At 68.0% G+C, this 24,908-nt stretch carries 20 protein-coding genes; 6 read left to right on the plus strand and 14 right to left on the minus strand.

Annotation, left to right across the window (positions count from 1 at the left end):
• Positions 1-8 precede the first annotated feature (8 nt).
• The 6 genes from kdpB to OR37_RS01485 all read left to right on the plus strand — a co-directional run bounded on the left by kdpB (position 9) and on the right by OR37_RS01485 (position 9,910).
• Positions 9-2,078, plus strand: coding sequence for a potassium-transporting ATPase subunit KdpB (gene kdpB, locus OR37_RS01460; protein ID WP_004615358.1), 2,070 nt, complete (start codon positions 9-11; stop codon positions 2,076-2,078).
• Between the two features lie 27 nt (positions 2,079-2,105).
• Positions 2,106-2,696: a potassium-transporting ATPase subunit KdpC gene (gene kdpC / locus OR37_RS01465; protein WP_004615359.1), complete on the plus strand. Its 591-nt coding sequence runs from the start codon at positions 2,106-2,108 to the stop codon at positions 2,694-2,696.
• Positions 2,696-5,374, plus strand: a complete 2,679-nt coding sequence (locus OR37_RS01470) for a sensor histidine kinase (RefSeq protein ID WP_035016796.1) — start codon at positions 2,696-2,698, stop codon at positions 5,372-5,374. Before kdpC ends, OR37_RS01470 begins: the two co-directional genes overlap by 1 nt.
• A gap of 7 nt (positions 5,375-5,381) precedes the next feature.
• Complete coding sequence (locus OR37_RS01475) at positions 5,382-6,080, plus strand: response regulator (RefSeq protein WP_004615361.1); 699 nt, start codon at positions 5,382-5,384, stop codon at positions 6,078-6,080.
• A 461-nt stretch (positions 6,081-6,541) separates the two neighbouring features.
• Positions 6,542-8,887 (plus strand): TonB-dependent receptor, encoded by a 2,346-nt coding sequence (locus OR37_RS01480; protein ID WP_004615362.1) that lies wholly within the window; start codon positions 6,542-6,544, stop codon positions 8,885-8,887.
• Positions 8,888-8,977: 90 nt separating this feature from the next.
• On the plus strand, positions 8,978-9,910 hold the full coding sequence (locus tag OR37_RS01485) for an alpha/beta hydrolase (protein WP_004615363.1): 933 nt from the start codon (positions 8,978-8,980) through the stop codon (positions 9,908-9,910).
• Positions 9,911-9,973: 63 nt separating this feature from the next.
• Here the strand turns inward: OR37_RS01485 and OR37_RS01490 are convergent, their stop codons facing one another.
• The 14 genes from OR37_RS01490 to OR37_RS01555 all read right to left on the minus strand — a co-directional run bounded on the left by OR37_RS01490 (position 9,974) and on the right by OR37_RS01555 (position 24,897).
• Complete coding sequence (locus tag OR37_RS01490; protein ID WP_004615364.1) at positions 9,974-12,388, minus strand: glycoside hydrolase family 31 protein; 2,415 nt, start codon at positions 12,386-12,388, stop codon at positions 9,974-9,976.
• Positions 12,389-12,390: 2 nt separating this feature from the next.
• Entirely contained in the window at positions 12,391-13,638 is a 1,248-nt protein-coding gene (locus OR37_RS01495; protein WP_004615365.1) for an MFS transporter, read from the minus strand.
• 199 nt (positions 13,639-13,837) lie between these two features.
• Entirely contained in the window at positions 13,838-14,926 is a 1,089-nt protein-coding gene (locus OR37_RS01500; RefSeq protein ID WP_004615366.1) for a glycosyltransferase family 4 protein, read from the minus strand.
• Positions 14,927-14,945: 19 nt separating this feature from the next.
• On the minus strand, positions 14,946-16,157 hold the full coding sequence (locus tag OR37_RS01505; RefSeq protein WP_004615367.1) for a hypothetical protein: 1,212 nt from the start codon (positions 16,155-16,157) through the stop codon (positions 14,946-14,948).
• A 141-nt stretch (positions 16,158-16,298) separates the two neighbouring features.
• Positions 16,299-16,973 carry an ABC transporter ATP-binding protein gene (locus OR37_RS01510; RefSeq protein WP_004615368.1) on the minus strand — a complete coding sequence of 225 codons (675 nt, stop codon included), beginning with the start codon at positions 16,971-16,973 and terminating at the stop codon, positions 16,299-16,301.
• Entirely contained in the window at positions 16,970-18,271 is a 1,302-nt protein-coding gene (locus tag OR37_RS01515; protein ID WP_004615369.1) for a TolC family protein, read from the minus strand. Before OR37_RS01515 ends, OR37_RS01510 begins: the two co-directional genes overlap by 4 nt.
• Positions 18,268-19,170, minus strand: coding sequence for an efflux RND transporter periplasmic adaptor subunit (locus tag OR37_RS01520; protein ID WP_004615370.1), 903 nt, complete (start codon positions 19,168-19,170; stop codon positions 18,268-18,270). The genes OR37_RS01515 and OR37_RS01520 overlap by 4 nt, the downstream gene beginning before the upstream one ends.
• Before the next feature lie 10 nt (positions 19,171-19,180).
• The gene (locus OR37_RS01525) at positions 19,181-20,314 is read right to left on the minus strand and encodes an ABC transporter permease (protein ID WP_004615371.1); all 1,134 of its coding nucleotides are present in this window, start codon (positions 20,312-20,314) and stop codon (positions 19,181-19,183) included.
• Positions 20,311-20,751, minus strand: a complete 441-nt coding sequence (locus tag OR37_RS01530) for a hypothetical protein (RefSeq protein WP_004615373.1) — start codon at positions 20,749-20,751, stop codon at positions 20,311-20,313. The genes OR37_RS01525 and OR37_RS01530 overlap by 4 nt, the downstream gene beginning before the upstream one ends.
• On the minus strand, positions 20,748-21,860 hold the full coding sequence (locus OR37_RS01535; protein WP_004615374.1) for a GNAT family N-acetyltransferase: 1,113 nt from the start codon (positions 21,858-21,860) through the stop codon (positions 20,748-20,750). The genes OR37_RS01530 and OR37_RS01535 overlap by 4 nt, the downstream gene beginning before the upstream one ends.
• Positions 21,853-22,689 (minus strand): alpha/beta hydrolase, encoded by an 837-nt coding sequence (locus tag OR37_RS01540; RefSeq protein WP_004615375.1) that lies wholly within the window; start codon positions 22,687-22,689, stop codon positions 21,853-21,855. Before OR37_RS01540 ends, OR37_RS01535 begins: the two co-directional genes overlap by 8 nt.
• Positions 22,689-23,612, minus strand: coding sequence for a fatty acid desaturase family protein (locus OR37_RS01545; RefSeq protein ID WP_004615376.1), 924 nt, complete (start codon positions 23,610-23,612; stop codon positions 22,689-22,691). The genes OR37_RS01540 and OR37_RS01545 overlap by 1 nt, the downstream gene beginning before the upstream one ends.
• Positions 23,609-23,989, minus strand: a complete 381-nt coding sequence (locus OR37_RS01550; RefSeq protein ID WP_004615377.1) for an EamA family transporter — start codon at positions 23,987-23,989, stop codon at positions 23,609-23,611. The genes OR37_RS01545 and OR37_RS01550 overlap by 4 nt, the downstream gene beginning before the upstream one ends.
• The gene (locus tag OR37_RS01555) at positions 23,986-24,897 is read right to left on the minus strand and encodes an arginase family protein (protein ID WP_004615378.1); all 912 of its coding nucleotides are present in this window, start codon (positions 24,895-24,897) and stop codon (positions 23,986-23,988) included. Before OR37_RS01555 ends, OR37_RS01550 begins: the two co-directional genes overlap by 4 nt.
• Between the last annotated feature and the right edge of the window lie 11 nt (positions 24,898-24,908).

Genomic DNA, 24,908 nt, shown 5'->3' on the forward strand with positions numbered 1-24,908 from the left:
CGTCTCACATGACCTCAATCGACACCCACGCCGGGGAGGGCCGTCCCAAATCGGGCGCCCTGGCGGCCGGCCTCAACGGGCCGGTCCTGGCCCGCGCGGCCAAGGACAGCTTCATCAAGCTGGACCCCCGCAAACTGACCGGCAATCCGGTGATCTTCGCGACCTGGATCGTGGCGCTGCTATCGACGATCTCGGCGGGCGCGGCCATCGTCAACCACCAGGCCGCCGGCTTCGCCATCCAGGTGGCGCTGTGGCTGTGGGCCACGGTTCTGTTCGCCAATCTCGCCGAAAGCGTCGCGGAAGGGCGCGGCAAGGCGGCGGCCGACAGTCTCCGCGCCGCGCGCGTCACCACCAAGGCCAAGCTGCTGGTCGATGACAAGACCGGAACCTGGATCCCGACTCCCGCCCACAAGCTGGGAGTAGGGGAGGTGATCCTGGTCGAGGCTGGCGACGTCGTCCCCACCGACGGCGAGATCATCGAGGGCATGGCCAGCGTCAACGAAGCGGCCATCACCGGCGAGAGCGCCCCCGTCATCCGCGAAAGCGGCGGCGACCGCTCGGCCGTCACCGGCGGCACCACGGTCGTCTCCGACTGGATCAAGGTCCGTGTCACCGCCGAGGCAGGCTCGACCTTCCTCGACCGCATGATCGCCATGGTCGAGGGCGCTGACCGCCGAAAGACCCCCAACGAGATCGCCCTGGCCGTGCTGCTGGCCGGCCTGACCCTGATCTTCCTGATCGCGGTCGTCACGCTCTTGGGTCTCGGCAAGTTCTCGGGGGTCAACGTCGATCCGCTGGTGCTGGGCGCGCTGTTCATCACGCTGATCCCGACGACCATCGGCGGCCTGCTCAGCGCCGTCGGCATCGCCGGCATGGACCGCTTGCTGAAGGTCAACGTCCTGGCCACCTCGGGCCGCGCCGTGGAAGCGGCCGGCGACGTCGACACCCTGCTGCTCGACAAGACCGGCACCATCACCTTCGGCAACCGCATGGCCACCGAGGTGATCCCGGCGCCGGGCGTGCGCCCCGACATCGCCCTGAAGGCCGCCCTGATGGCCTCCCTGGCCGATGAAACCCCCGAAGGCCGCTCGATCATCGAGCTGGGCCGCAACCAGGGCCTGGTCGTCGAAAGCCCGAGCGGCGCCACGGCGATCCCGTTCAGCGCCTCGACCCGTCAGTCGGGCCTGGACGCGGGCGGTCGCAGCTGGCGCAAGGGCGCGGTCGACGCGGTCTATCGCTCTCTGTCCCTCGACCCCAAGACCATACCGGTCGAGATCACCGCCGCCGTCGATCGCATCGCCCGCTCGGGCGGCACGCCGCTAGCCGTGAGCGAGGACGGCGCCCTGGTCGGGGTCATCCACCTGAAGGACGTGGTGAAGCCCGGGGTGAAGGCGCGGTTCGCCGATCTGCGTCGCATGGGCCTGCGCACCGTGATGATCACCGGCGACAACCCGGTGACCGCCGCGGCGATCGCCTCGGAAGCCGGTGTCGACGACTTCCTCGCCGAGGCCACGCCCGAGGACAAGCTGCGCCTGATGCGCGACGAACAGGCCAAGGGCCGCCTGGTGGCCATGTGCGGCGACGGCGCCAACGACGCGCCGGCCCTCGCTCAAGCCGACGTCGGCGTGGCCATGCAGACCGGGGCCCAGGCCGCGCGCGAGGCCGGCAACATGGTCGACCTCGACAGCGACCCGACCAAGGTCATCGAGATCGTCGAGGTGGGCAAGCAGATGCTGATCACCCGCGGCGCTCTGACGACCTTCTCGATCGCCAACGATGTGGCCAAGTACTTCGCCATCATCCCGGCGATGTTCGTCGGCGCTCTGCCGGCCTTGGCCGCGCTGAACGTCATGAAGCTGCACAGCCCGCAGAGCGCGATCCTGTCGGCGGTGATCTTCAACGCCCTGATCATCGTGGCCCTGATCCCGCTGGCCCTCAAGGGCGTGAAGTACCGCGCCATCGGCGCCGGCAAGCTGCTCTCGCGCAACCTGACCCTCTACGGGCTGGGCGGCCTCGTGGCGCCATTCGTCGGCATCAAGCTGATCGACTTGGTGATCTCGGCGCTGGGCCTAGCGTAAACCGTCGCGATCGGAGATTCATACGTCATGCTTTCGCATCTTCGTCCCGCCATCGTCTCGATGGGTCTGTTCACGGTCCTGCTGGGCCTGGGCTATCCGCTGGCCGTGACCGGCGTCGCCCAGGCGGCGTTCCCCGCCCAGGCGGCCGGCAGTCTGGTCCGCGACCCGGGCGGCAAGGTCGTCGGTTCGGTCCTGATCGGCCAGACCTTCGCCAAGGCCGAATACTTCCACGGTCGCCCCTCGGCCGCCGGCAACGGCTATGACCCCACCGCCTCGGGCGGCTCGAACATGGGTCCGCTGTACGACAAGCTGATCGCTCGCGAGAAGACCGACGCCGCCGCCCTGCGCAAGGAGAACCCTGGCGCGACGATCCCGGCCGACGCGGTGACCACCTCGGGATCGGGCCTGGACCCGGACATCTCGCCGGCGAACGCCCGTTTCCAGGCGCCGCGCGTGGCCAAGGCCCGCAACGCGCCCGAGGCCGAGGTTCTGGCCCTGATCGACGCCGCGGTCGCCAAGCCTCTTCTCGGGTTTATCGGCCAGCCGCGCGTCAATGTGCTAGCGCTTAATCGAGCGATCGACGCTCGCTTTCCCATGAACAACGGCAAGGGCGGTTAGTGCCGGTCGACGAACCGAAACGTCCCGATCCAGAGGCGCTCCTCGCCGCGGCCAACAGGGCGCGGCGAGGGCGCCTCAAGGTGTTTCTGGGGATGGCCCCGGGCGTGGGCAAGACCTACGAGATGCTGCGCGCCGCCCGTCGCCGAAAGGCCGAGGGGCAGGACGTCTTGATCGGCGTGGTGGAGACCCACGGCCGGCGCGAGACGGAAAGCCTGCTGCGCGGCATGGACATCCTGCCGCGCAAGCCGATCGAGCATCGCGGCCGAATCCAGATGGAGTTCGATATCGACGCCGCCCTGGAGCGCGCGCCCAAGATCCTCCTGGTCGACGAATACGCCCACTCGAACGCCATCGGCTCGCGTCACCCTAAGCGCTGGCAGGATGTCGAGGAGCTTCTGGACGCCGGCGTCGATGTCTGGACCACGCTGAACGTCCAGCATCTGGAAAGCCTAGTCGATGTCATTCAGCGCATCACCGGGGTTCGCCAACGCGAAACCGTGCCCGACAGCGCCCTGTCGCGCGCCGACGCCATCGAGCTGGTCGACATCACGCCGGAGGAGCTGCGCGAGCGGATGGCGGCCGGCAAGGTCTATGTGCCGGAAACCGCGCGCCTGGCGTCGGAGAACTTCTTCAAGGTCGAGAACCTGACGGCGCTGCGCGAACTGGCCCTGCGCCGGGCGGCTCAGACGGTCGACGATCAGCTGGTCGCGGCCATGCGGGAAAAGGGCGTCGAAGGGCCCTGGGCGGCGGGCGAACGGATTCTGGTGCTGGTCAGCGGCGACGCCATGGCGGGGTCTCTGGTCCGCGCCGGACGACGGCTCTCGGACATGATGATGGACGCGCCGTGGATCGTCGCTCACGTCGAGCGCACCGATCGTCCGGCGGCCGGGGAGGGCGGCGCGGCGCGGCTGCGCGAAGCCTATCGGCTGGCGGAGCAGTTGGGCGGCGCCACGGTGGCCCTGACCGGTGAAGACATCGTCGGCACGGTGATGGCCTATGCCCGGCGCGGCAACGTCACGCAGATCGTCATCGGCAAGTCGATCGAGAGCCGTTGGCGCGAGATCCTGGGGCGCTCCTTGGCCACGGCGCTATTGCGCGAGGCGCGCGGCGTGGCGGTGCATGTGGTCACCGAGGCCGCGCACGAGACGCCGCCCAAGCGCGCCAAGAAGCTTGGCCTGGGTCCCTGGCAGGGCTACGCCGTCGGCGCGTTGTTCATTGGCGCGGCCACCCTGGCGGCCTGGGGTCTGGACCTGGCGTTCGACCACGCCGACCTTGGCATGATCTATCTGGCCGGTGTGCTGGCCGCTGGCGTTCTCTATGGGCTGAGACCCGCCCTGGCGGCGGCCACGGCGGCCTTTCTGGTCTACAACTATCTGTTCCTGGCGCCGCGCTACAGTTTCCAGATCGGCTCGCCGACCGACTTCATCACCTTGATCGTCTTCTGGGCCGTGGCTCTGGCCTCGGGCGGCTTGGCGGGGCGCGTGCGGGATCAGGCCCTGGGCTCACAGCGCCGCGCCGCCGCCGTCACGACCCTTTTGGCGGCCAGCCGCACTCTGTCGGCCGCCACTGGACGCGACGCCGTCGCCCGCGCCCTGGCCGAGCAGGTTTCGGCCGCCGCGGGCGGGAGGGCGACCGTGCTGCTGCCCGAGGGGGAAGAACTGGCTCCCATCGCCGGCGCGCCCAGCCTGGAGCCTCTGGACGCCGCCCAGATGGCCGCCGCGCGCTGGGCCTGGGAGAAAGGCGAGGCGGCCGGATTCGGCACGGGCACCTTGCCTCAGGCCCGCTGGACCTTCTGGCCGCTGGAGGGGGTCCGCGCTCGCGCGGGGGTCGCCGGAATAGAGGCGGGCGCCGCGCCGCCCGGTTCGGATCTGGAACGCCTGGTCCTGGCCCTGCTGGAACAGGGCGCGGTGGCGCTGGAGCGTTCGCAGTTGGCCTCGGAAGCCGTCGAGACCGAAACCCTGCGCCGCGCCGACCGCTTCCGGTCGGCCCTGATGAACTCGGTCAGCCATGACCTGCGCACGCCGCTCTCCACCGTCATGGGCGCCTCCAGCACGTTGCTCGAGTACGGCGACAAGATGAAAAAGGCGGTGCGCGAAGACCTGTTGCTCAGCATTCGCGAGGAGGCCGAGCGCCTCAGTCGCTATGTCGCAAACCTGCTGGACATGACCCGTCTGGAGGGGGGCGCTCTGCGTTTGCGCACCGACTGGACCGATGTGCGCGACGTCCTCAACGCCGCCGCCGAGCGCGTGAGCCGTCGGTTAGGCGGCCGGGTGCTGGCTCGCGACTATCCGCCCAGCCTGACCCTGGTCCAGGCGGATGCGAGCCTTCTCGAACAAGTCGTTGTCAATATTCTGGAAAACGCCATCACCTACAGCGATCCAGGCAGCCGGATCGAGCTGGCCGTCTACGAGGATCGCGCCAATGTGGTGATCAGCGTCGAGGACGAGGGCAGGGGCGTTCCGGCCGCCGAATTGGAGCGGATATTCGACAAGTTCCGCCGCCTCGAGGAACCCAGCGACCGCAGCCAGGGCGCGGGACTGGGCCTTGCCATCGCCAAGGGGTTCGTCGACGCCATGGGCGGTCGCATCGCGGCCGCCAGCCCGATCCACAATGGACGCGGCACGCGGATGCTGATCAGTTTGCCCAAAACCATCGCCACGTCGCATCATCTGCTATGAAGCATCCATGACCGCCGTGCGCCAGCGCATCCTCGTCATCGACGACGAGCCGCAGATCCATCGCTTCCTCGGCCCCGCGCTCGACGCCGCCGGCTACGAGCCTTTGCGCGCCGACAGCGGTCAGGAAGGCCTTCGAGGCGTAGCCCTGTGGTCGCCCGACGCCGTGGTCCTGGACCTGGGCCTGCCGGACATGGACGGCAAGACGGTGCTTGAAAAGGCCCGGGCGTTCTATGATGGCCCGATCCTGATCCTGTCGGCCAGGGATCGCGAGGTCGAGAAGATCGAGGCCCTGGATCGCGGCGCCAACGACTATGTCGAAAAACCGTTTGGAGTCGGCGAGTTACTGGCGCGTCTTCGCGCCGCGCTCCGTCAGTCCGGCAAAAGCCCCGCGCCACGAGGACCGATCCGCGCCGGCGACGTCGAGATCGATCTGGAAATGCGCCGCGTCACCCGGGCCGGCGCTTTCGTGAAACTTTCGCCCCGTGAATACGAAGTTCTGACCCGGCTGGCCCTGGGCCATGGCAAGGTGCTGACGCACAAGGATCTGCTGACGGCGGTCTGGGGGCCGGCCCACGCCGACGACACGCAATATCTGAGGGTTTTCATCGGCCAGCTTCGTCAAAAGCTCGAAGCCGATCCATCCGCGCCGACGATGCTGGTGACCGAACCCGGCGTTGGCTATCGCTTCGTGGGCGACGATCCGTAGGTCCAGGCTGTGATAGGGCTTGGCGTGATATCTCGGTCCAGAATGGATATCCGCGCGATACGGTAATTATTTCTGATAATATATATTAGACGATAATTGTATAACCTCCACTAAATCCTTCGGAGCGGCCACCGCCCTCTGGCGACGGATTGAAGTTTCGGCGGCGTGTGCGCGTCAGCCTTCGTCGCGTTCCAATTGGCCTGATCAGTGCCGATGCTTCGATTGGATGGCCGCAGCGTCGACAGCCGCTAGAGACGCGTGCTGACCGACCGCTCGACCGCCCTATGCGATAAAATGCCGCGCGTTCTAGTTGCGGACGTGGATTTAGAGTCCGGCCCAATGCCGCCCGGGTCACAAAATTGTTCGACCACTTGTCTAAGTGGCTTGACCAATATGTCCTGGGGGCTTAGCGAAGACGAAAAATACCAAAAAGCAAAAACGACTAAGGGAGGGATATCACCATGCGAAAGTCGATCCTGCTCGCGAGCGCGGCCGCCACCGTTCTGGCCGCGCCGTGCCTGGCCTTGGCCCAGGAAAAAAGTGAAAGCACCGGCCTGGCCGAGATCGTCGTCACCGCCACCAAGCGTTCCGCCAATCTGCAGAGCGTTCCCGTGGCCGTCACCGCCATCACCGGCGAGACCATCCAGAACCAGCGCATCAACGAATTCGGGGATCTGACGCGCGCCGCCGCGTCCCTGACCCTGACCCAAAGCACGGCTTCGCCGAACAACGCCATTATCCTGCGCGGCATCGGCACCTACGCCTTCTCGATCGGCGTCGAGCCGTCGGTGGCGGTGATCATCGACGACGTGCCGGTGGTGCAACAGGCTCAGGCCTTCGACAACCTGGCCGATGTCGAGCGCATCGAGGTTCTGCGCGGGCCGCAGGGCACGTTGTTCGGCAAGAACGCCAGCGCCGGCGCGATCAACATCGTCACCCGCGATCCCTCCCCTCGCCTGGAAGGCCGCGCCTCGGCCACGGTGACGACGGATCACGCCTACAAGGTCGACGGCGCGCTCTCGGGTCCGATCTCGGACTCCACCGGCTACCGCGTCAGCGCCTATTACGGTCACTATGACGGCAATGTCCGAAACCTGTCGAACGGCCACCGTCTGAACGACAACACCTCGTATGGCGTGCACGGCAAGCTGCGCAGCGAACTGACCGACAAGCTGGTGCTGTCGCTCAGCGGCTCCTATGCCCGGTCCAAGTCGGACGGCACCGCCGCCACGCTGCGCTACATCGATCTCAACTACATTCCCGCCGGCGCGACGACGCCGGTGATCCCGAAATATAACGGCGTGCCGATCTTGCCCGCCCTCGCCGGCATCACGCCGGGCCCCAACAACCGCCGCACCCGCGTCGACGACGATGGCTTCACCGATAACAAGCAGGCCAGCTTCAGCGGCAAGCTGAGCTATGACCTGGGCTTCGCCAACCTGATCTCGGTCACGTCCTATCAGGATTGGAAATACAATTTCTCGGCCGACGTCGACGGGACCGACCTGGCCGTCAACGGCGCGGCGCCCAATGTCACCAATCCGATCGCGCCGGGCGTCGGGGTCAGCAACTCGGGCCCCTACCACGCAACCTCGTTCACCCAGGAAGTCCGCCTGACCTCGAAGACCGAAGGCCCGCTGTCCTATGTGGTCGGGGCCTTCTACGCCGACTCCAAGACCACGCGCGCCTTCCAACGCGGCCCGGCCCTGATCCTCGCCAATTGGACCGGCTGGCAGAGCACGCGGAGCTTGGCGGCCTTCGCTGGGGTCGACTACAAGTTTCCGACCAACACCACGGTCAGCGGCGCGGTTCGTCTCAACAACGAGCGGATCCAGGACAGCTTCGTCAATCTGCTGTCCACCGCCACGGTCTACACGTCGCCGACCAGCATCGGCACCTGCGGCGCGGGCAGCCAGCTGTGCGCGGGCACGAATACCGACACGGTCGCCACCTGGAAGCTGTCTGTGAACCAGGAACTCGCGCCCCGTGTGACCGGCTATGTCAGCGTGGCCACCGGCTACAAGGGTTTCGCCTACGACATCTCATCGGGCTACACGCCGCTGCGCACGCAAAACCCGGTGCAGCCCGAGAAATCGACGTCGTATGAAGGCGGCATCAAGAGCCGGTTCTTCGACAACCGCGTCCAGCTGAACGTCGCGGCGTTCCTGACCAACTACAATAACTTCCAGGCCCAGTCGTCGCAGTACATCAACGGCGCCCTGCAGCAGAAGCTGAACAATGTCGGCAAGCTGCGCACCAAGGGCGTCGAGGTCGAGGCCCAGGCCAAGCCGGTCGACTGGCTGCGTCTGGACGCCTCGGTGGCCTATACCGACGCCCAGGTGCTGTCGTTCCCGAACGCCGCCTGCTATCCGGGCCAAGCCCAGACGGGCGCAGGCTGCGCGCCGTCGACCAATCCGCCAGGTCTTGGCAACGTTCAGGACCGCTCGAACACCCAGCTGCCCAATAGCCCGAAGTTGAAATTCAACCTCGGTGCGTCGCTCGAGCATGATCTGGGCGGCGACATGAAGGGCGTCCTCGGCCTGACCTACCAGCACCAGAGCAAGGTCAATTTCGACCTGCTGGGCAATCCGCTGGCGGAACAGAAGGGCTATGGCGTGCTCAACGCCTCGGCCTCGGTCGAGAAGGGCGATATCAAGGCGACCCTGTTCGTCAACAACCTGTTCAACGAGCACTTCGTCAGCGGCATCGGCGACGGCTTTGGCTCCTACGGCGTGCACCTGACGACCCAAGTGCTGTCGCGCGACAGCGATCGCTATTTCGGCCTTAAGGTCGAGACGAAGTTCTAGTTCCCTCTAGAACCAAGCCTGCGAGGGGGAGCGGACAAGAGCCGCTCCCTCTTTTTTTGACGATCGACGACAACCCGAGGAAGGTCCGCGATGCGCAACCCGTCCACCCGCCGCCTTGTTGGTCTGCTGGCCGGCGCGGCGACCTGCCTGCTCAGCCTCAGCGCCAGCGCGGCGCCCGGCGATTGGGTCAAGGGCGTACTGCCCCTGCCCCCTCAGAAGGAGCCGCCCTCGGTCGCCCTCCCCGTGGCCGCCGAGCAAGCTAACCCGGCCCACGAGGCCTGGGCCCAGCAGGATCCGACCCAGCGACTGCTCTATAACGTATCGCGCCCGTCGCTGACGCCGATGCCCGCCAGCCTCTCGGGCGACAAGGACGGGCCAGCGGTGATCCTGATCCCTGGCGGCGGCTTTCAATTCCTGGCGATGGACAACGAAGGCTACGACGTGGCCAAGCGGCTCGCCCCGCTGGGCGTGCGGGTCTTCATCCTGAAATATCGCACCCAGCCCCTGCCCGACAGCTTCGAGGGCTTCAAGGACGCGATCAGCGGCACGTTCCAGCGCGGCGAAGGCGCGGACGCCCGGGCCCGCCAGGCCCCCTACGCCATCGCCGACGCCGAGGCCGCGATCCGCATGGTCCGCGCGCGGGCGAGCGAGTGGCATGTGGATCCCAAGCGGATCGGCGTCCTGGGCTTCTCGGCCGGGGCCATGACTGTGCTGGGGGTGTTGCAAGCCAACCTGTCGGACGCACGGCCGGATTTCGCCGGGATGATCTATGGACCGACCCAATCGGCCAATGTTCCGCCCCACGCGCCGCCGCTGTTCGCCGCGCTCGCCGCCGACGACCGTTTCTTTCAGTCACAGGACCTCAGCCTGATCCACAACTGGCGCCTGTCGGGCGCTTCGGTGGAACTGCACCTCTATAGCGCGGGCGGCCACGGCTTCGCCTCGCAGCCCCATGGCGTGACCAGCGACGCGTGGTTCGACCAGTACGCGCTGTGGCTGAAGGCCATGAAGTTCACGCCCTGATCGGGCGCGGTTCTATCCCAGAGCGCCGGCGGCCGACGCGAACGTCCGCGCCGGCCGTTTTCTTTAGACCGCCCAGGTCAAGCCCAAGCGCTCGACGCCCAGAGCCTCTGTCCGCGCGACGGTCGCGGGCGCGCCGTTCAGCGCGACCCGGCGGGTCTCGTCGCGAGGCAAAAGGATCCGCAGGGCGTTGGCCGGGGGCGGTGTCGATCCCGTCCATCCGGCCTCGATCGCCAGAGCCCCTGCGTCGGCCTCGACCTTCAAGGTCCAGCCCTGCGCCATGGCGGGGTCGCGCGGCGCGGAGTCATGCTCGTCGAAGCCGCTCCAGGTCATGGTCCCCTCCTGAGGCGGATACAGGAGAACGCCCGGCTGGGGCTCGGCGGCGGCGAAGCCCGCGGGAGCAAGGTCGACAAACACCCCCGAGCCTTCGCGGGCCAGAATCGGCGGCAGCCCGCGCGGCGGCGCGGCCAGATCGTATTCGGCGCCGCCCGCATGGCGGACGTCATCGCGCAGGTCGCGCCATCTTGCTCCGGCGGGCAGATAGACGCGCACGGTCTGAACGCCCTCGTCCAGCGCGGGCGCGACCAGCAGGTCTGGGCCGAGCATATAGGCGTCGCCGTCCTCCCGGGCCCTAGGATCTTCCGGGAAGTCCAGCCACAGCGGCCGGGTCACCGGCTGATAATCGGCGTGATGGCGCCAAAGCAGGTCGTGCAGCAGCGGCTGTAGCGCACGCCGCAACCGCATCATGTCGACGATGGCGGGCGTGGCCTCGGGATACATCCAGGGCTCGTTGACGGTGCGGTCGCTGTTCCAGCTGTGGATCGAGAAGCGCGGCATGACGATCCCGGCCTGAACCCAGCGCAGCAGCAGCTCGGGACCGGGCGCCGGGCCAGCGAATCCGCCGATGTCATGCCCGGTGTTGGAGACGCCAGACAGCGCCATGCCCAGCCCCATCTTTTGATTGAAGCGCAGCGTCTTCCAGGCGGTGTAGTTATCGCCCGACCAGGTCTGGGCGTAACGCTGCATTCCAGCCATGCCGCTGCGAGTCACGACATAAGGCCGCTCGCCGGGTCGGTAGGCGATCTGCGCGGCGCGGCTCGCGCGCATCATCAAGAGCGTCTGCACAGGGCGCTCGCCGGCCGCCGGGCGCCCCTCGCCAAAGCCGGCGATCCGAGCGCGCGCGTCCCAGATCTCGTACTCGTTATTGTCGTTCCAGGTGGAGCGGATGCCGTGGGCCAGCAATTGCTCCGTGACTCGCGCGCGCCACCAGGCCGCGGCGTCCGGGTTCGTGAAGTCGATATAGCTGCCGACCTCGTCCCAGAACTGGCAGACGATCGGATCGCCGTCCGCGTCACCGACGAACCACCCCTTCGCCGCCAGATCGGCGTAGAGCGGGTGGCTGACCAGCAGGGCGGGCTTGATGTTCGGAACCAGCTGCACGCCGGCCTCGGCATAGTCGCGAACGAAGCCGCCGACGTCCGGGAACTTGTCGCGGTTCCAATGGAAGACATAGCGCTTGTCGCCGATCGAGGTGTAGCCCGACGACAGGTGGAAGGACTCGCACGGGATGTCGTGCCGTCGAACGCCGGCGATGAACTCCCCCATGCGCTCCTGGGCGTTCGGCGCGTCCGTGTAGGTCATGGTCGAACCCGAATAGCCGACCGCCCAGCGCGGCATCAGGGCCGGCCGTCCCGTCAGCCAAGTGTAACGCCGCGTGACCTCCAGGGCGTCGGGCCCGGCGATCATGTAATAGTCGAGATCGCCGCTGTCGGCGCGCATATAGCGGTAGCGCGGGTGATAGTTGTCGTGCTCGTGGCCGAAATCGAACACCGGATCGGCCGTCGTGTCGTAGAACACGCCGTGCGCCATGCCCTCGGCGTCGACGACGAGGACATAGGGGATCGACTTGTACAGCGGGTCGTCGCTCGAGGCGTCGTAGCCCATCGGGTCCAGATTGGTCAGGCGGAACCGACGTCCGGCCCGGTCCATGGCGCCGGCCCGTTCGCCCAGGCCGTAGTAGCGCTCGCCAGGCTGGCGGTTGACATAGTGATAAACGCCGCCGTCCCACCAACCGAAGTTATAGGCCTGGGTCGGGCGGTCCTCGGCGATGACGCGCCAGCCGTCGCGACCGGGCTGCGACCAGCGACAGAAGAAGCCGTCCAGCGTGATCTCCAAGCGCAGACGCGTCGTGGTCAGAACCAGCCTCCCCTCGCCTTCCGCCACGGTGAAGGCCGGCGCGCCGAACCCCGATACGTCCATCCGGTCTCGGCCCGGCTCGGCGATATCGTCTTGGCCCGGCGCGACGGCCCAGCTGGGCGGAGAGGTCACGCGCCCGCCCGCCAGAAGCAGGACGCGGATCACGTCCTCTTCCAGCACGAAGACGTGGGCGATCGCGCCAGTGTCGGCGCGCAAGGTCACGCGCGGGCCGGCGCGCTCGGCAAGCGTGAACCGGGGCGGACGGGCCAGACTGGCTTTGCGCATGATCACGCCTCTCGCACGATGAGATGGCGACGCATGGCCAGCAGCCACAGCGCGCCGATAAGGTCAAAGACTCCCAGGCAAGCGAACAGCGGCGCGAAGCCGATCCGGTCCGCTAGCTGGCCGATCGCCAGGGAGAACAGGAGGCCCCCGGTCCAGCCGGCCATGCCGACCAAGCCGTTGGCCTTGGCGATGTCGCCCTTGGGGAAGACGTCGGCCGACAGGGTGTTGATCAGGACCGAAATCACCTGGTGAGCGAAGCCGCCTATGGCCAAGAGGGCGATCGCCGCCATCGGATGGCCGACTAGGCCCACGAAGCCCGGCGCGATCATCAGCACCGCGCCCAGGGCGACGCCGGCGATGCGCGATCCTTCCAGGCTGAGGCCCCGCCAGCGTTGCAGCAGCGGAGCCAGATAGCCGCCCAGAATGCCGCCCGCGTCGGCCGCCAGGAACGGCATCCACGCGAACAGGGCGATATGGGCCAGGTCCATGCCCCGCTCCTTGGCCAGGTAGAGCGGGATCCAGAACGAGAAGGTCTGCCAGGCGGGCTCGGCCAGGAACCGCGGCACGGCGATCGCCCAGAAACGGGGGGTGGCGACGATCGCCCGCAGGGTCGTGGCGCTGGCGGGCACCGGACGCTGGCCGGCTTGGATCTCGGCCAGTTCCCCCGGCGAGACATATCCCGCCTTGCTGGGCGAGCGATAAAGACGGAACCAGACGGCGGCGAAGACGACACCGATCGCGCCGGTCACGACGAAGGCCGATTGCCAGCCCCAGGCCTTGGCCACCAAGGCCACCAAGATGGGGGCGATCACCGCCCCCAGAGAGGTGCCGGCGTTGAACCAGCCCACGGCGACGGAACGCTCGCGGTCGGGAAACCACTCGCCGATCGACTTCATGCCGGCCGGGACGGCGGCGGCCTCGGCCATGCCCAGGAGACCGCGAAACGCCGCCAGGGAAAACCAGCCCCTAGCCGCGCCATGGGCCATGTTGGCCAGGCTCCAGGCCAGGGCGAACAGCGCGAAGCCCGCTGTCAGGCCAATCCGGTCGATCAACAGGCCGGCTATGGGCTGCATGACCGTATAGGCGACCTGAAACGCTCCGACGATGTAGCTGTATTGCTGCGTCGTGATCGCCAGGTCGTGCTTCAGCTGCGGGGCCAGAACGCCGAGAGCGTTACGCGCGATGTAGTTGATGATCGTGCCGACGATCACCAGCAGGAGAATACGCAGTCGCGCCGAGCGCCAGGTCAATATTCCGTCTCCCCGCCTGTTCTAACCGACGCCAAAGGCGGCCTTGGCGATCCGCTCTGGCTGGACGCGACAGCGGGATCTTTTCGGCCGCGAGGCGGTCGGGCGCGCTTGCGGCGCCAGCCATCCATGGGCAATCGAAAGTGGTCTGTCAATTTGATTAGAATGGTCAGGCCACTTTTCGCCCTATCTGAGCGGCGCGCTAGGTGGGCGGGCCTGGCAGACGAGCGTAGATCGCCGCGCCCGCGCGGGCGAAGGCCTCGGCGCCGAAATGGGCCAGGACATGGTCTCGCGCCGCGCGGCCCATCGTTTCCAGCGCCCCGGGATGAGCCAGCAGCCCGCGCAGAGCCGCCGCCAGGGCCTCGGGATCGTCTGGCGGAACCACCATGCCGGTGCGCCGGTCGACAACGCTGTAGGGCAACTCGCCGACCGCCGAGACGACCGTGGGGAGCTGAGCCTGCATCGCCTCGTGGGCGGCGATGCACAGACCTTCGGAGCGCGAGGGCTGCAGATAGAGATGCAGGCTGGTCAGGAAGCCGGCTGGATTGGCCTGGAAGCCGATCAGTTGGACGGTGTCGACGCCCTTGTCCGCCAAGCGACGCTCCAGCGCCTCCCGCTCGGCGCCGTCGCCGGCGATACGCACGCGGAACGGCGCGGCCGGCTGGAACCCCTCGGCCTTCAGGATCGCGAGCGCGTCGATCAGCACGTCGTAGCCCTTGACCGGGTGAAGCCGCCCCAGACTGCCCAACTCAACCGTCTGTCCAGCGCGCCAGGGCGCGGCCGTGGGCGCGTCGGCGCGGGCCGCGAACAGTGGCCACGTGGTCAGGCGGTCCGGCGGAACGCGCAGGCGACGAGCGGTCAAGCGCGTGGTGTTGTTGGAGTCGCCGATCCAGAGACGCGACAGGCCGCGTGTCGCGCGCAACAGGAACAGATTGACGGGCTTGAGGTAAGCCGCGTGCTGCCAGCTGACCACGGGCAGACGGCGGCGCAGGCCCACAAGTTGGCCCAGCAGCGTGGCGCGGGTCAGCGAGGTCCAGATCAGGTCTGGCCGGCGCTCCGCGATCATCCGGTTCAGCCAGCGGAAGGCGCCGAGATGGTCGCGCTCCGCCCCAGGGCGGACATGCACGGTGAGGCCCGCGGCCTCCATCGCCGCCAGCCCTCGGCCATCGCGTCGGGTCAGGGCGAAGATCTCGACCTCGGCGCCCTGTTCGATCAGGACGCGCGCGACCGCCGGCACCGGCGCGGCCGCGCCGCCGCCTTCCAGCGAGTTGATGACATAGGCGATGCGCATACGCCCTCCCCGCTCCGCGTCAGGTGTCGATGTTCGGGGAGACCGCGGCTCCCGAGGCGACTCCCTGAAGCGCGTTCAGGCCGGCGAACCGAGCAATGGCGCGCGCCGCCCGGCGGGCCGAGGGCTCCGCGGTCAGATCGAAGCTTCGCGCGAACAGCTCTTGTTGGACGGGGCGCCAGACGGAGTCCTGGTCGCGTCGGGCCTGTTCCAGGGTAGCGCCCAGCTGGTCGACTCCTTCAATGACCGGTCCGGCGCGCCAGTGCTCGAAATTGGCGTCTCCGACCCAGTCGAAGCGATGCGGATTGAGGAACACGCAGGGTCTTGGATGCAGCAGAAACTCGTAGATCTGGCTGCTGACATCGCCCAGATAGATGTCCGCTCTCTGGGTGTAGGTCATGGTCGTCGAGGCGCGACTGCCCAAGTCGATATGGATGTTGGGCGCGCGCAGGAACCGTTCGTCGATCCGCCCGGCCCGATCGACACGCAGTTTGTCGATGGTGAGCACATAGGGCCGCTCGAACAGCATGACATGCGGCGCGAAGATCAGCTGGTATTCCTCGTGCGCGACGAACCAGTCCAGCACCGAACGGCCGATCTCGTACCAGGACGACAGATGCGGCGATGGATGAGGATTGTAGAGGACCACCGGCCGGCTCTCATCCAGCATCGGCATGGCGGGCCGGGGCGGCGCTAAGTCGAACTTCGGATAGCCCACGATCGTGATGCTCTCTGGAGCCACGCCCGCCTCAGCGATCAGCCGCTCGCGGATCTTCGGTCCGGAGACCAGCACGTGATCGAAGCCGGCGCTGGCCTTGTCGAAACCGATGGCGCGATCGCCCGCGCCGTGGCGGGTATGGACGATCCTCAGATCGTTGAGACCATAGCGTGTCTTGAGGATCAGCGAGGTCTTCTCGGCCACCACCAGAATGTCCAGTGACCGAAAGAAATCCAGATTATCTCCATAGATCAGCAGTTTGACGGCGGGCAGAACGGATTCCAGCGTCGCGGCCATCAGCCGGGAGGCCGACTTGGTCAGGCCCAGCTCGACCGCCTTGATCCGCCGGCCGATCGCGGGGCCGGCGATGCGGCGGACCTCGGCGCTCAGGCGAGCGTTGGTGGTCGCCACGACGATGTCGAGATCAGGATGAGCGTCGGCCAAGGCCATGGCGATGGGCAGGCTATGCGCCACCTGATGGATCTGATCGTGATTGAAAAGAAACCCAATCCGCATGGTTCTAAGGCGCCGTCAACGCGCCGACTCCTGGGCAGTCCAGCGCCTGAACGCCGAGGGCGTGTTACGGCCGATGGTCTCCGATGTAAACACGTGCGGTAGAGCCGGGCGCCGCCGGGACGCACGGCTTCCCATGTCGCGTCAGGACAGTCGGCCGTCTTCCATGCGCAGGACACGGTCGGCCAGATCGGCCAATCGCGGATCGTGGGTCACGCACACCACCGTCGCGCCGCTGGCGTGCGCTTCCTCGCGCAGCAGCTTGGCGACCTGACGGCCGTTCTCGGAGTCCAGGGCCGAGGTCGGCTCGTCGGCGAAGATCAAGGTGGGCCTTTTGGCCAGGGCCCGGGCGATCGCCACGCGCTGCTTCTCGCCGCCGGACATCTCGCCGGGCAGATTACGCAGGCGGCGCGACAGACCCACGGCGTCAAGGGCCGCCGCCGCGCGGCTCCGGGCCTCGGCCGGGCCGACGCCCTGCTGACGCAGCACGATCTCGACCTGCTGGCTGGCGGTCATGGCCGGCAAGAGGTGGAAGCCCTGGAAGATGAACCCGGCGTTGGCCAAGCGAAAACGATCGCGCTGGTTCGGACTGAGCGACTCCAAGTGTTGACCCAAGGCCATGACGACACCCTCATCCGGCGTCAGCAAGCCGGAGAGAATAGCCAATAGGGTCGACTTTCCCGAACCGGATGGACCGGTGATCATCGCCAGCTCGCCAGGACGCAGACTCAGCGTCGTGGGCAACAGAGCGTCGATGCGCAGATGGCCTTCGCCATAGCTCTTGCGCACCCCCTCGACGCTCAGCGAGACCTCGCTCATGCGCGGCCGCCCGCGGCCAGGATGAGATCCAGATAGGCCCGAGCGCGAGCTGCCGAGGCGTCGGCGAGGGCCGCGCGCGCGGCGGAGACGGCGGCGTCCAGGCGCGTCAGGGCCCCGCCGTCGATCTCGCCCTCGCCATGGCGCGTTTGGCCCAGCGCTCTTGTTCGCTCGGCCTGGGCCAAGGTCTCGCGCGCCAGGGATTCGGCGATCGTCGCCTGGTCCAGCGCGCCCAGCGCCAGGCGCGCTTGCGCCCAGGCGTCGCCGACAGCCTTGCGATAGGCTAGTTCAGCCAAGGTGGCGTCGGCGGTCGCGCCGCGTTTCCGCGCCTTGCCCGCGCCGCCGTCGTAGAGCTCGTGCGTCAGCCCGCCGACAACCGACCAGGCCAGGGCGCGCACGTCCAGCAGATAAAACAGGTCCGGCTCCCCGCCCCCCAGGCTGCCCGTCAGGGTGAACCGGGGACGCGTGGCGGCCACGGCCTCGGCGCGCCGCGCGTCGGCGGCTTGCAGTCGCGCCTGCGCGGCCTGTATGTCGGGACGGCCCAGAACCGCTTCCGAGGGCAGGCCTTCCAAGGCGGGGGTCGTCAAAATAGCGCCGCCGAAGGCGGGCTCGTCGATCGGTCCGTCTTGGCCCAGCAGTTGACCGAGGCGAATGCAAGCGCTCTCGACGCCGCGTCGCGCCGTGTCCGTCTCGACCAGGGCGGCGCGGGTGTCGCGATGCGCGGCCTGAACATCGTCGCCCAAGGCGTCGCCTTCCGCGCGACGCTTTGAAACCAGCTCTTCGTTCCGCCGCGCCGCGGCCAAGGCGCCCTCGGTCGCCGCGCGCTTGGCCTGAGCTTCGCGCAGATCGACATAGGCCTTGGCGGTCTCGGCCATCACCAATTGGCGAGCGACCTCGACATCGGCCTGAGCGGCGGCCTGATCGGAGCGAGCCGCGGCGACCGACGCCTTAAGCCGGCCAAATAGGTCGACCTCGTAACCCACCGAGGCGGGAACGCCCGCGCCTTTATGGACCGAGGAGAAGTTGGCCGCGCCGATGGCCGCGTCGGCGCCGACCGTCGCGTGCGGGCGCTGACCCGCGCGGGCCAGATCGATATCGGCGCCAGCCCTTTCGAGACGCGCCACGGCGATCTTGAGGTCCAGCGAACCTTGCGAAGCGCGCGTCAGAAGATCGCGCAGAACCGGATCGTCCAGTTGGGGCCACCAGGCGGGCGTCAGCGCGGCGACGGGCGGCGGGGGCGGCGCTCGAGACGTGTCGGGCGCGCCACTCAGGGCCAGAGCCAGAACGGCGGCGGTGATCACTGGCCGATCCTCGCCAGCACCCGTTGACCCAGACGCAGGCCGTTCGGTTGGTCGAAGGCCAGCACCATGCGCAGCACGCGGGAATCGGCGCGCGCGCCGGGCTGATCGTCCAGCGAGGCGGACTCGAACGCTGGAGACACGCGCAGCACCCGGGCCTTATAGCTGGCGCCCTCGCCGCTGGCGTCCGTGACCCAGGCGGTCGCGCCGGGGGCGACGCGACCGACGAAGGCCTCGTCCAGCTCGGCGCGAATGATGCGAGGCGCGTCAGGAGCGATCACGAACATCGGCGCGGCCGCGCTCGGGCCGGCCGTCGCGCCGAGAGCGGCGCCGCGGCGCAGGACGACGCCGGCCACCGGCGCACGGACGACACGGGCCGACTGCTCCAGCTCGGCCAAGCGCTGGCGGGCGCGCGCCACGTCGACCGCGCGACGCGCTTCCTCGCCCGAGGCGGCGGCGATCGAGGCGGCCTGTTGAGCCTGGGCGGCGTCACGCTTGGTCGCGGCGTCGGCGTCGGCCAGTCGGCGCAGCCGCGCGGCCTCGGCATTGGCGGCGGCGACCTTGGCCTGGGCGCCGCGCCAGGCGGCTTCGGCCTGGGCGGTCTCGGCGGCGGCCTGACTGGCTTCCAACCGGGCGCGATCGCCGTCGAGCTGAGCCAGAACCTGGCCCCGCGCGACGTGGTCGCCCTCGTCGACATTGATCTTGGCCACGAGGCCATCGCGCGGCGCCGAAACGGAGACGAGACCTCCGTCCACAGCGATCACGCCCCGCGCCACGGCCACGGCGTCGGTGCGCGCCTGGGCCGAGGCCTGACCCGAATGACGATCGCACGCCGCAAGCGTCAGACACGCGCCGGCCGCCAGGGCCACGGTCGCGCTACGGAAAAGAACCTCGACCTTCATCGAAACGACCTCAAAGCAGCAGCGCGGCCGGATCGGCGCGCGCGACTCGACGCAGGGCCCAGAGACCTGAACCCAAGGCGACAAGGATGACCAAGGTGACGGCCCCGACAGCCATAGCCGGCGTCAGGATCAGCGGCGTGGCCTGGATCTGGGCCAGCAGCACGAGGATGCCGGCCAGGGCGCCGGCCAGGACCAGACCCGCGGCGGCGATCCACGCCGTCTGCGCCAGCACGATGGTTCGGAGCGCGCCAATGGTGAAGCCCAGGGCGCGCAGGGCGGCGTAGTCCTTTAGCGAAGCGGCGACGGCGGCGGCCAGGGTCTGGCTGGTGACGATCACGGCCACCAGAATGGCCACGGCGCTGCCGAACACGAACGCCACGCCAGCCCCGGACTCGGCCAACCAGTATCGGATGCTGCGATCGGCGAAGGCCTTGGCGGTCATCACCTCGAAGCCGCGGTGCTTGCCCACCGACTTCAGGTCGGCGATGGCCTCGGCCGCGTCGCGAGGATCCTTGAGCCGGGCCGTGAAATAGGCCGCGCCGTCACCGGGCCCGGAAGCTGGGTCAAGACGGCGGGTCGTCTGGGGCGAGGCGATCACATTGACGCCGCCCAGGGCGCGCAGCCCCTTGGTCACGCCAACCACACGCACACGCTTACCGTTGATCTCGGCCACGCCGCCGACATCGGTCTCCAGCTTGTCGAGGTCGGCTTTGTCGACCAGCACCGCGTCGGGCATGGCGAGCAGGCCGCGCTGATGCGGCGTCAGGACTTCGTCCAGAACCATAGCGTCCGCGCTCGGCGCCACGCCGACGATATAGACATTGACCATGCCGCGATGGGGCGTGCGCCACTCGCCGGAGCCCCAGTAGAAGGGCTCGACCCGCGCCACGCGCGGATCGGCGCGCAGCAACAGCTCGGTAACGCCGCCAACCGGACGGCCCAGGTCGATGCTTTGCACGCCTGGATAGCCGATCCAAAGATCGGCCGAGGACTTGGTCACATAGACGCTGGCCAGCGAGAAAACCCCCAACATCAGGCCAGCCTGCAGCAGCACCAGCAGCCCCGCGAAACCGACGGCCACGGCGGCCGGCGCGAAACGACGCCAGTCGAACAGCAGGCCGCGAAGCGCGATCTGACCCATCATGCGGCGTCGTCCTTCTGGGGCGCTGGCTCGCGCGCGTCGAACGCGCCGCCGCGACCGACCATCCACACGCCCGCCAGGATCATCAGGCCCCCGACCAGCTGCAGGGCGTTCAGCGGCTCGTGGAAGACGACGACGCTGGCGGCTATGATCAGCACGTAACTGACCGCCGACAACGGAAAGGCCGCGCTCAGCGGCAGCAGGGCCAGCACGGTCATCCAAGCGACGAAGCTGGCGATCTCCAGCACGATCAGCAGCTGCACCGACGGCATACGGATGGCCGTCATCGCCCACGCCGTGTCGAAGCGCGCATGGGCCAATTGATTGGCCGAAAACTTGGCGGTGATCTGATAGCCCAGGGTCAGGGCCGGCAGGATCGCGAACAGGATGGCCTGGACCAGACGGGAATGAAGGCGACGGGCTTTGGTCATGGCGGTCAAGCGGCCAGCTCCGCCATCGGGTCGTCCAGCAGCAGCGGCGCCAGGGCGCGCAAGGCGCGGTTCAGCAGGCCGTTGCGGTGCCGGAACCACATGCTGGCGGGAGTCAGGCGGCTTCCCAGCCGAACCTTGTCGGCCAGGTTGGCCTGGCCGCTGTGATAAAGCTTGAAGCCCCGGGCCGCGCAGAGCTCGAGGTTGAAGAACCAGCTCAAGAAATAGAGGTTGTGGGCGCGTCCCTTGACCGCGTCCATGCCGAAGAACTTGTCCAGCAGGGTCTCGCCGTCGGTGAGCAGCAGGTTGAAGGCCAAGAGCTCGTCGCCGGCGAAATAGAGGACGAACATCACCCGCCCCGGCATTCGCTTGGCCACGCCGTCGAAGAAGGCGGCGGTCAGCTCTTCCAGCCGGGCCTCGGCCCGGGCCAGGGTCTGGCGATAGAGCGCCATGGCCGGCTCCAGCCAGACGCCAAGATCCTCGACGATCTCGACCCGAACATCATGGCGGGCGCGCAGCTTGCGGCGCATATCCTTGCGCGAGGCGGCGGACAGCTTGGCCAGATAACCGTCGATGTCGGCGAAATCGATCGGCAGGTCGGCCAGGGGCTGCCCGGGGACCTCGGCGTAGCGCGCGCCGTTCAGCACCTGGCCCCATAGCGCGGCCTGGGCCGGATCGGCGTCCTTGACCCCCATCAGCGGACAATCGGCCCTGCCCGCCTCGGCCTCGAAGCCAGAAACCAGAGCCTTGGCCACCTCCAGTCGCTCGTCGGCGGAGAGCTCGGGCGCGAAGCCGATCGTGGCGGTCTCGGCGCAGGGCGAGCCGAGGCACGCCAGGCGCGGGGTCATCAGCCCGGGCAGGACGCGACGCACCTGTTCGGCGGCCTTGCGACCTGCGCCGTCGAACGTCGTCTCCAGGCGATAGTCGGTGATGAAGGCCGGAACGGCGGCGACGATCTCGCCGCCTCGCCGCGCCAACATATAACGCCACTCGAAGCCGGCCAGCCCCGCCGTCTCGATGGCGCGCAGATAGTCATAGCCCTCCAAGGCGCCGCCGAAGAGGCGATCCCAGGCCTGGCGCGGGGTATGCGACAGGCTCCGAAGGACCTCGACCTCAAACATGCGTCCGCGCGCTCGTCACCAGGCCGGCTTGAGGAGTCACCTCGTTGAAGAATTCAGCCGTCATGGCCGCGACGCGGTCGCGCTCCTGATCGACGTGGATCATGTGGTAGCTGTCGTCCAGCAACTGGACGCTGGTCGGCCCGCCTAGAGCGCGCTTCAGGCGCCAGGCGTTGCGCGGGTGGCTCATGTCGTCGTCGCGAGCGTGCAGGATCAGCGTCGGGGTCTTGATCTCATGGCCCACGCGCTCGATGTGCCGGCCAAGACGATACATCTGATAGAGCGCGCCCAGCGGCAGGCGATCGATCGAGCCCTCGATCAAGCTTTCCGGGGCCTTCTCGGCCATGGCGCGCAGGCGCTCGTCCTTCAGGCCGAACGGATAGGTTTCGGTCCAGGCCAGGTTGCGCACGCCCGGCAAGTTGGCGACCAGCTGGATCACCGGCGCGGCCACCGCGAAGCGCGGCATGTTCCAGCCATCGTATTCAAAGGTCATCGAATAGACGGCGGCGGCGCGGACGGCCGGCCGCTCGGCGGCCAGCATGACGCCGAGGGCGCCGCCGACGCAGATACCAGCCACGCTGACGCTGTCGACCTCGCCCGCGAAGCGATCATAAGCCTCGCGCACGCCGTCCAGCCAGTCGCGCCAGGTGGTGCGCAGCAGCGTGGCCTCATCGACCCCATGGCCGGGCAGCAGCGGCGCGGCGACCTCGAAGCCGCGACGGGCCAGACGCTTGGCCAACGGCTTCATCTCGGCGGGCGCGCCGGTCAGGCCGTGGATCAGCAGGACGCCGTGGCCAGTCTTGCCAGGAATGCGAAGCGGTTCGACGGCCATCAGCGGACGGTCCCCTGGCGGTTGGAGCGGGCCAGAAAGCCCAGGGCGTGGGGCGTTCCGATCACGTGGACGCCCTTGGCGGCTTGCTCGTCCCGCAACGCGCGGCGCATGGCCGGCAGGCGGGTCCAGTGAACGGCGGGACGATAGTGGTGCTCGGCATGATGCCCGTTGTTGAACCAGGTCAAATTGTAGACGGGCTCGTAGCTGGACACCCCCCATGCCAACGGCGTGTCCGGATTGGCGTTGAGGTGCTCGTAGTAACCGTTCAGCTGGGAAAGGCATTCTCCCAGATAGTAGAACGGCAGCAGCATCAGCACGGCGCGCCAGTCGATCACGGCCATGCCGATGGCGAAGGCGACGGCGGCGCCGATCTCGACACGACCCCAGTTGGCGTCATCCTCGCGGCCGCGCGACTTCAGCGCGTCGTACACCGACCCACCGCTGTCACGGAAAAAGCCCAGGAATACATAGGACCAGACGCTCTCGGGCCGTCCGTCCTTGCCGTGGCGATAGATCGACAGCCAGTCGCGCGTCTCGCCCTTCTCATCGGGACGGTCGCTGTTGCCCTCGTGGTGGCGCAGGTGGACCCAGGTGTAGAAGGTCTGGGAAAAGCCGATGGCCACCGACTCCAGCAGCGAAAAAGCGCGGTTCAGCGCCTTGGATCGGAAATAGGGCGTGTGCAGGAAGTTGTGCGAGATGCCGTTGACGTTCCAGCTGATCGCCAGGGCGTAGACCGCGCCGCAGATCAGATTGCCCCACCAGGGACGATGAGCGAAGCCGGCCACGGTCCAGACGATGAACGCCAGGTGCGCGAAGGCCGCGGCGACCGGGATCAGGTCCACGAGGGTGTAGGCCATCACGCCCGTCTTGCGCTTGGGCAGGCGGAAGTCGCTGGGATTGATTGGATTGGCGGCGTCGGTCATAGGCCCGAAATCCCCACGCAAGTGACCCCCAGCGCCACCAGGGCCGCGCCGGCGATCTGCGAGCGGGATAGCCGCTCCTTGAGCACCAGGGCCCCGGCGATTGGCACGCCGGCATAGGTCAGGGTCATAAATGGAAAAGCGACGCTCAGAGGCGTGCGCTCAAGAACGAGAATCCAGGCGACCATCTCGACGAACCAGAAGACGATGCCCAGCCAAAGAACGGGTTGCTTGGCCAGAGACCATAGATAGGCGTGCTGGCCAGCAGCGCCATCGGAAGCGGCCTTGAAGCTCAGCTCGCGGCCGATCTCCGTCGCGATGCAGAACGCCAGCAGCGCGCCGCCGGCGAAGGTCATTACTTCGGTTGAGGCGGCGGTCAAGCTGCGACCTCCGAAAAGAGGTCCAGCAGGTCGAGATTGGCGGCCTCGTTGACCTGTCTGGCCAAGTCAGGCGACGGCCCCCGACGGGGCTGGTCGAGGAAGGCCTCGCCGCGTTTCAGCGCGGCCGACAGGAGGTCGGGGCCGTAACGCGGCGGCGACCAGTCACCGACCACGTCCATGCCCACGATCCTGGCCCTCTGAGCGGCGGCGCGGATCATGGTGCGCAGACCGTCCAAGGACAGTCGCCCTTGATCCCAGTTCGTCACCGCGTCCTCCGCGCGCAGAACATCCTTGTCCACGGTGACATAGACCGCGTCGGTCTCGATGCGCGAGACCAGCAGCTCGGTGAAGGCCGCCTCCCCCATCGCCGCGATCGACGGCCAGTTCTGGTCGCCGACCCGGTAGACCGGACCGCCGTCGGGGGCGAGGTAAGGGTAGAGTTCGACGCGGCGGTCGGCGATCAGCGACATGTCCGCCCGCTTGGTTTCGGGATGATCGATGTCGCCGCTGCAGACGCCGATGGTGATGACGCGCGCCACGCCCGGCAGACGCGCGGCGGTCGCCACCCACGAGCCGCAGTGCATGCCGTTGCTGAACTTCACCCAATCGGGATGGTTGTCGAAATGCAGAACGGTCAGCGGCTTACCGCCAGCCGCCTCGATCGCGCGCGAGATCAACAGCGGCGAGACGTGGTGAAAATCGCCTGAACCGGCGAAGATCAGGTCGGCCTCCGCGCTGGTCGGCAAGTCGCGACGCAGCCGTTCAGTCAGGCGCGACAGGGCCTTGGGCCGGCTCCACAGGCGCAGAGCGGGCCCGAGGTCCCGCGCGTCGACCATCGCCCCCCGCCGCTCGCGCAGCAGGGGTTGGTGGTCCAGCGCCTCGTCCAGATGGAGCAGCACCGGCCGCATGGCGACGGAAT

The sequence above is a fragment of the Caulobacter vibrioides OR37 genome (genome assembly GCF_000372645.1).
Taxonomy (GTDB): domain Bacteria; phylum Pseudomonadota; class Alphaproteobacteria; order Caulobacterales; family Caulobacteraceae; genus Caulobacter; species Caulobacter vibrioides_E.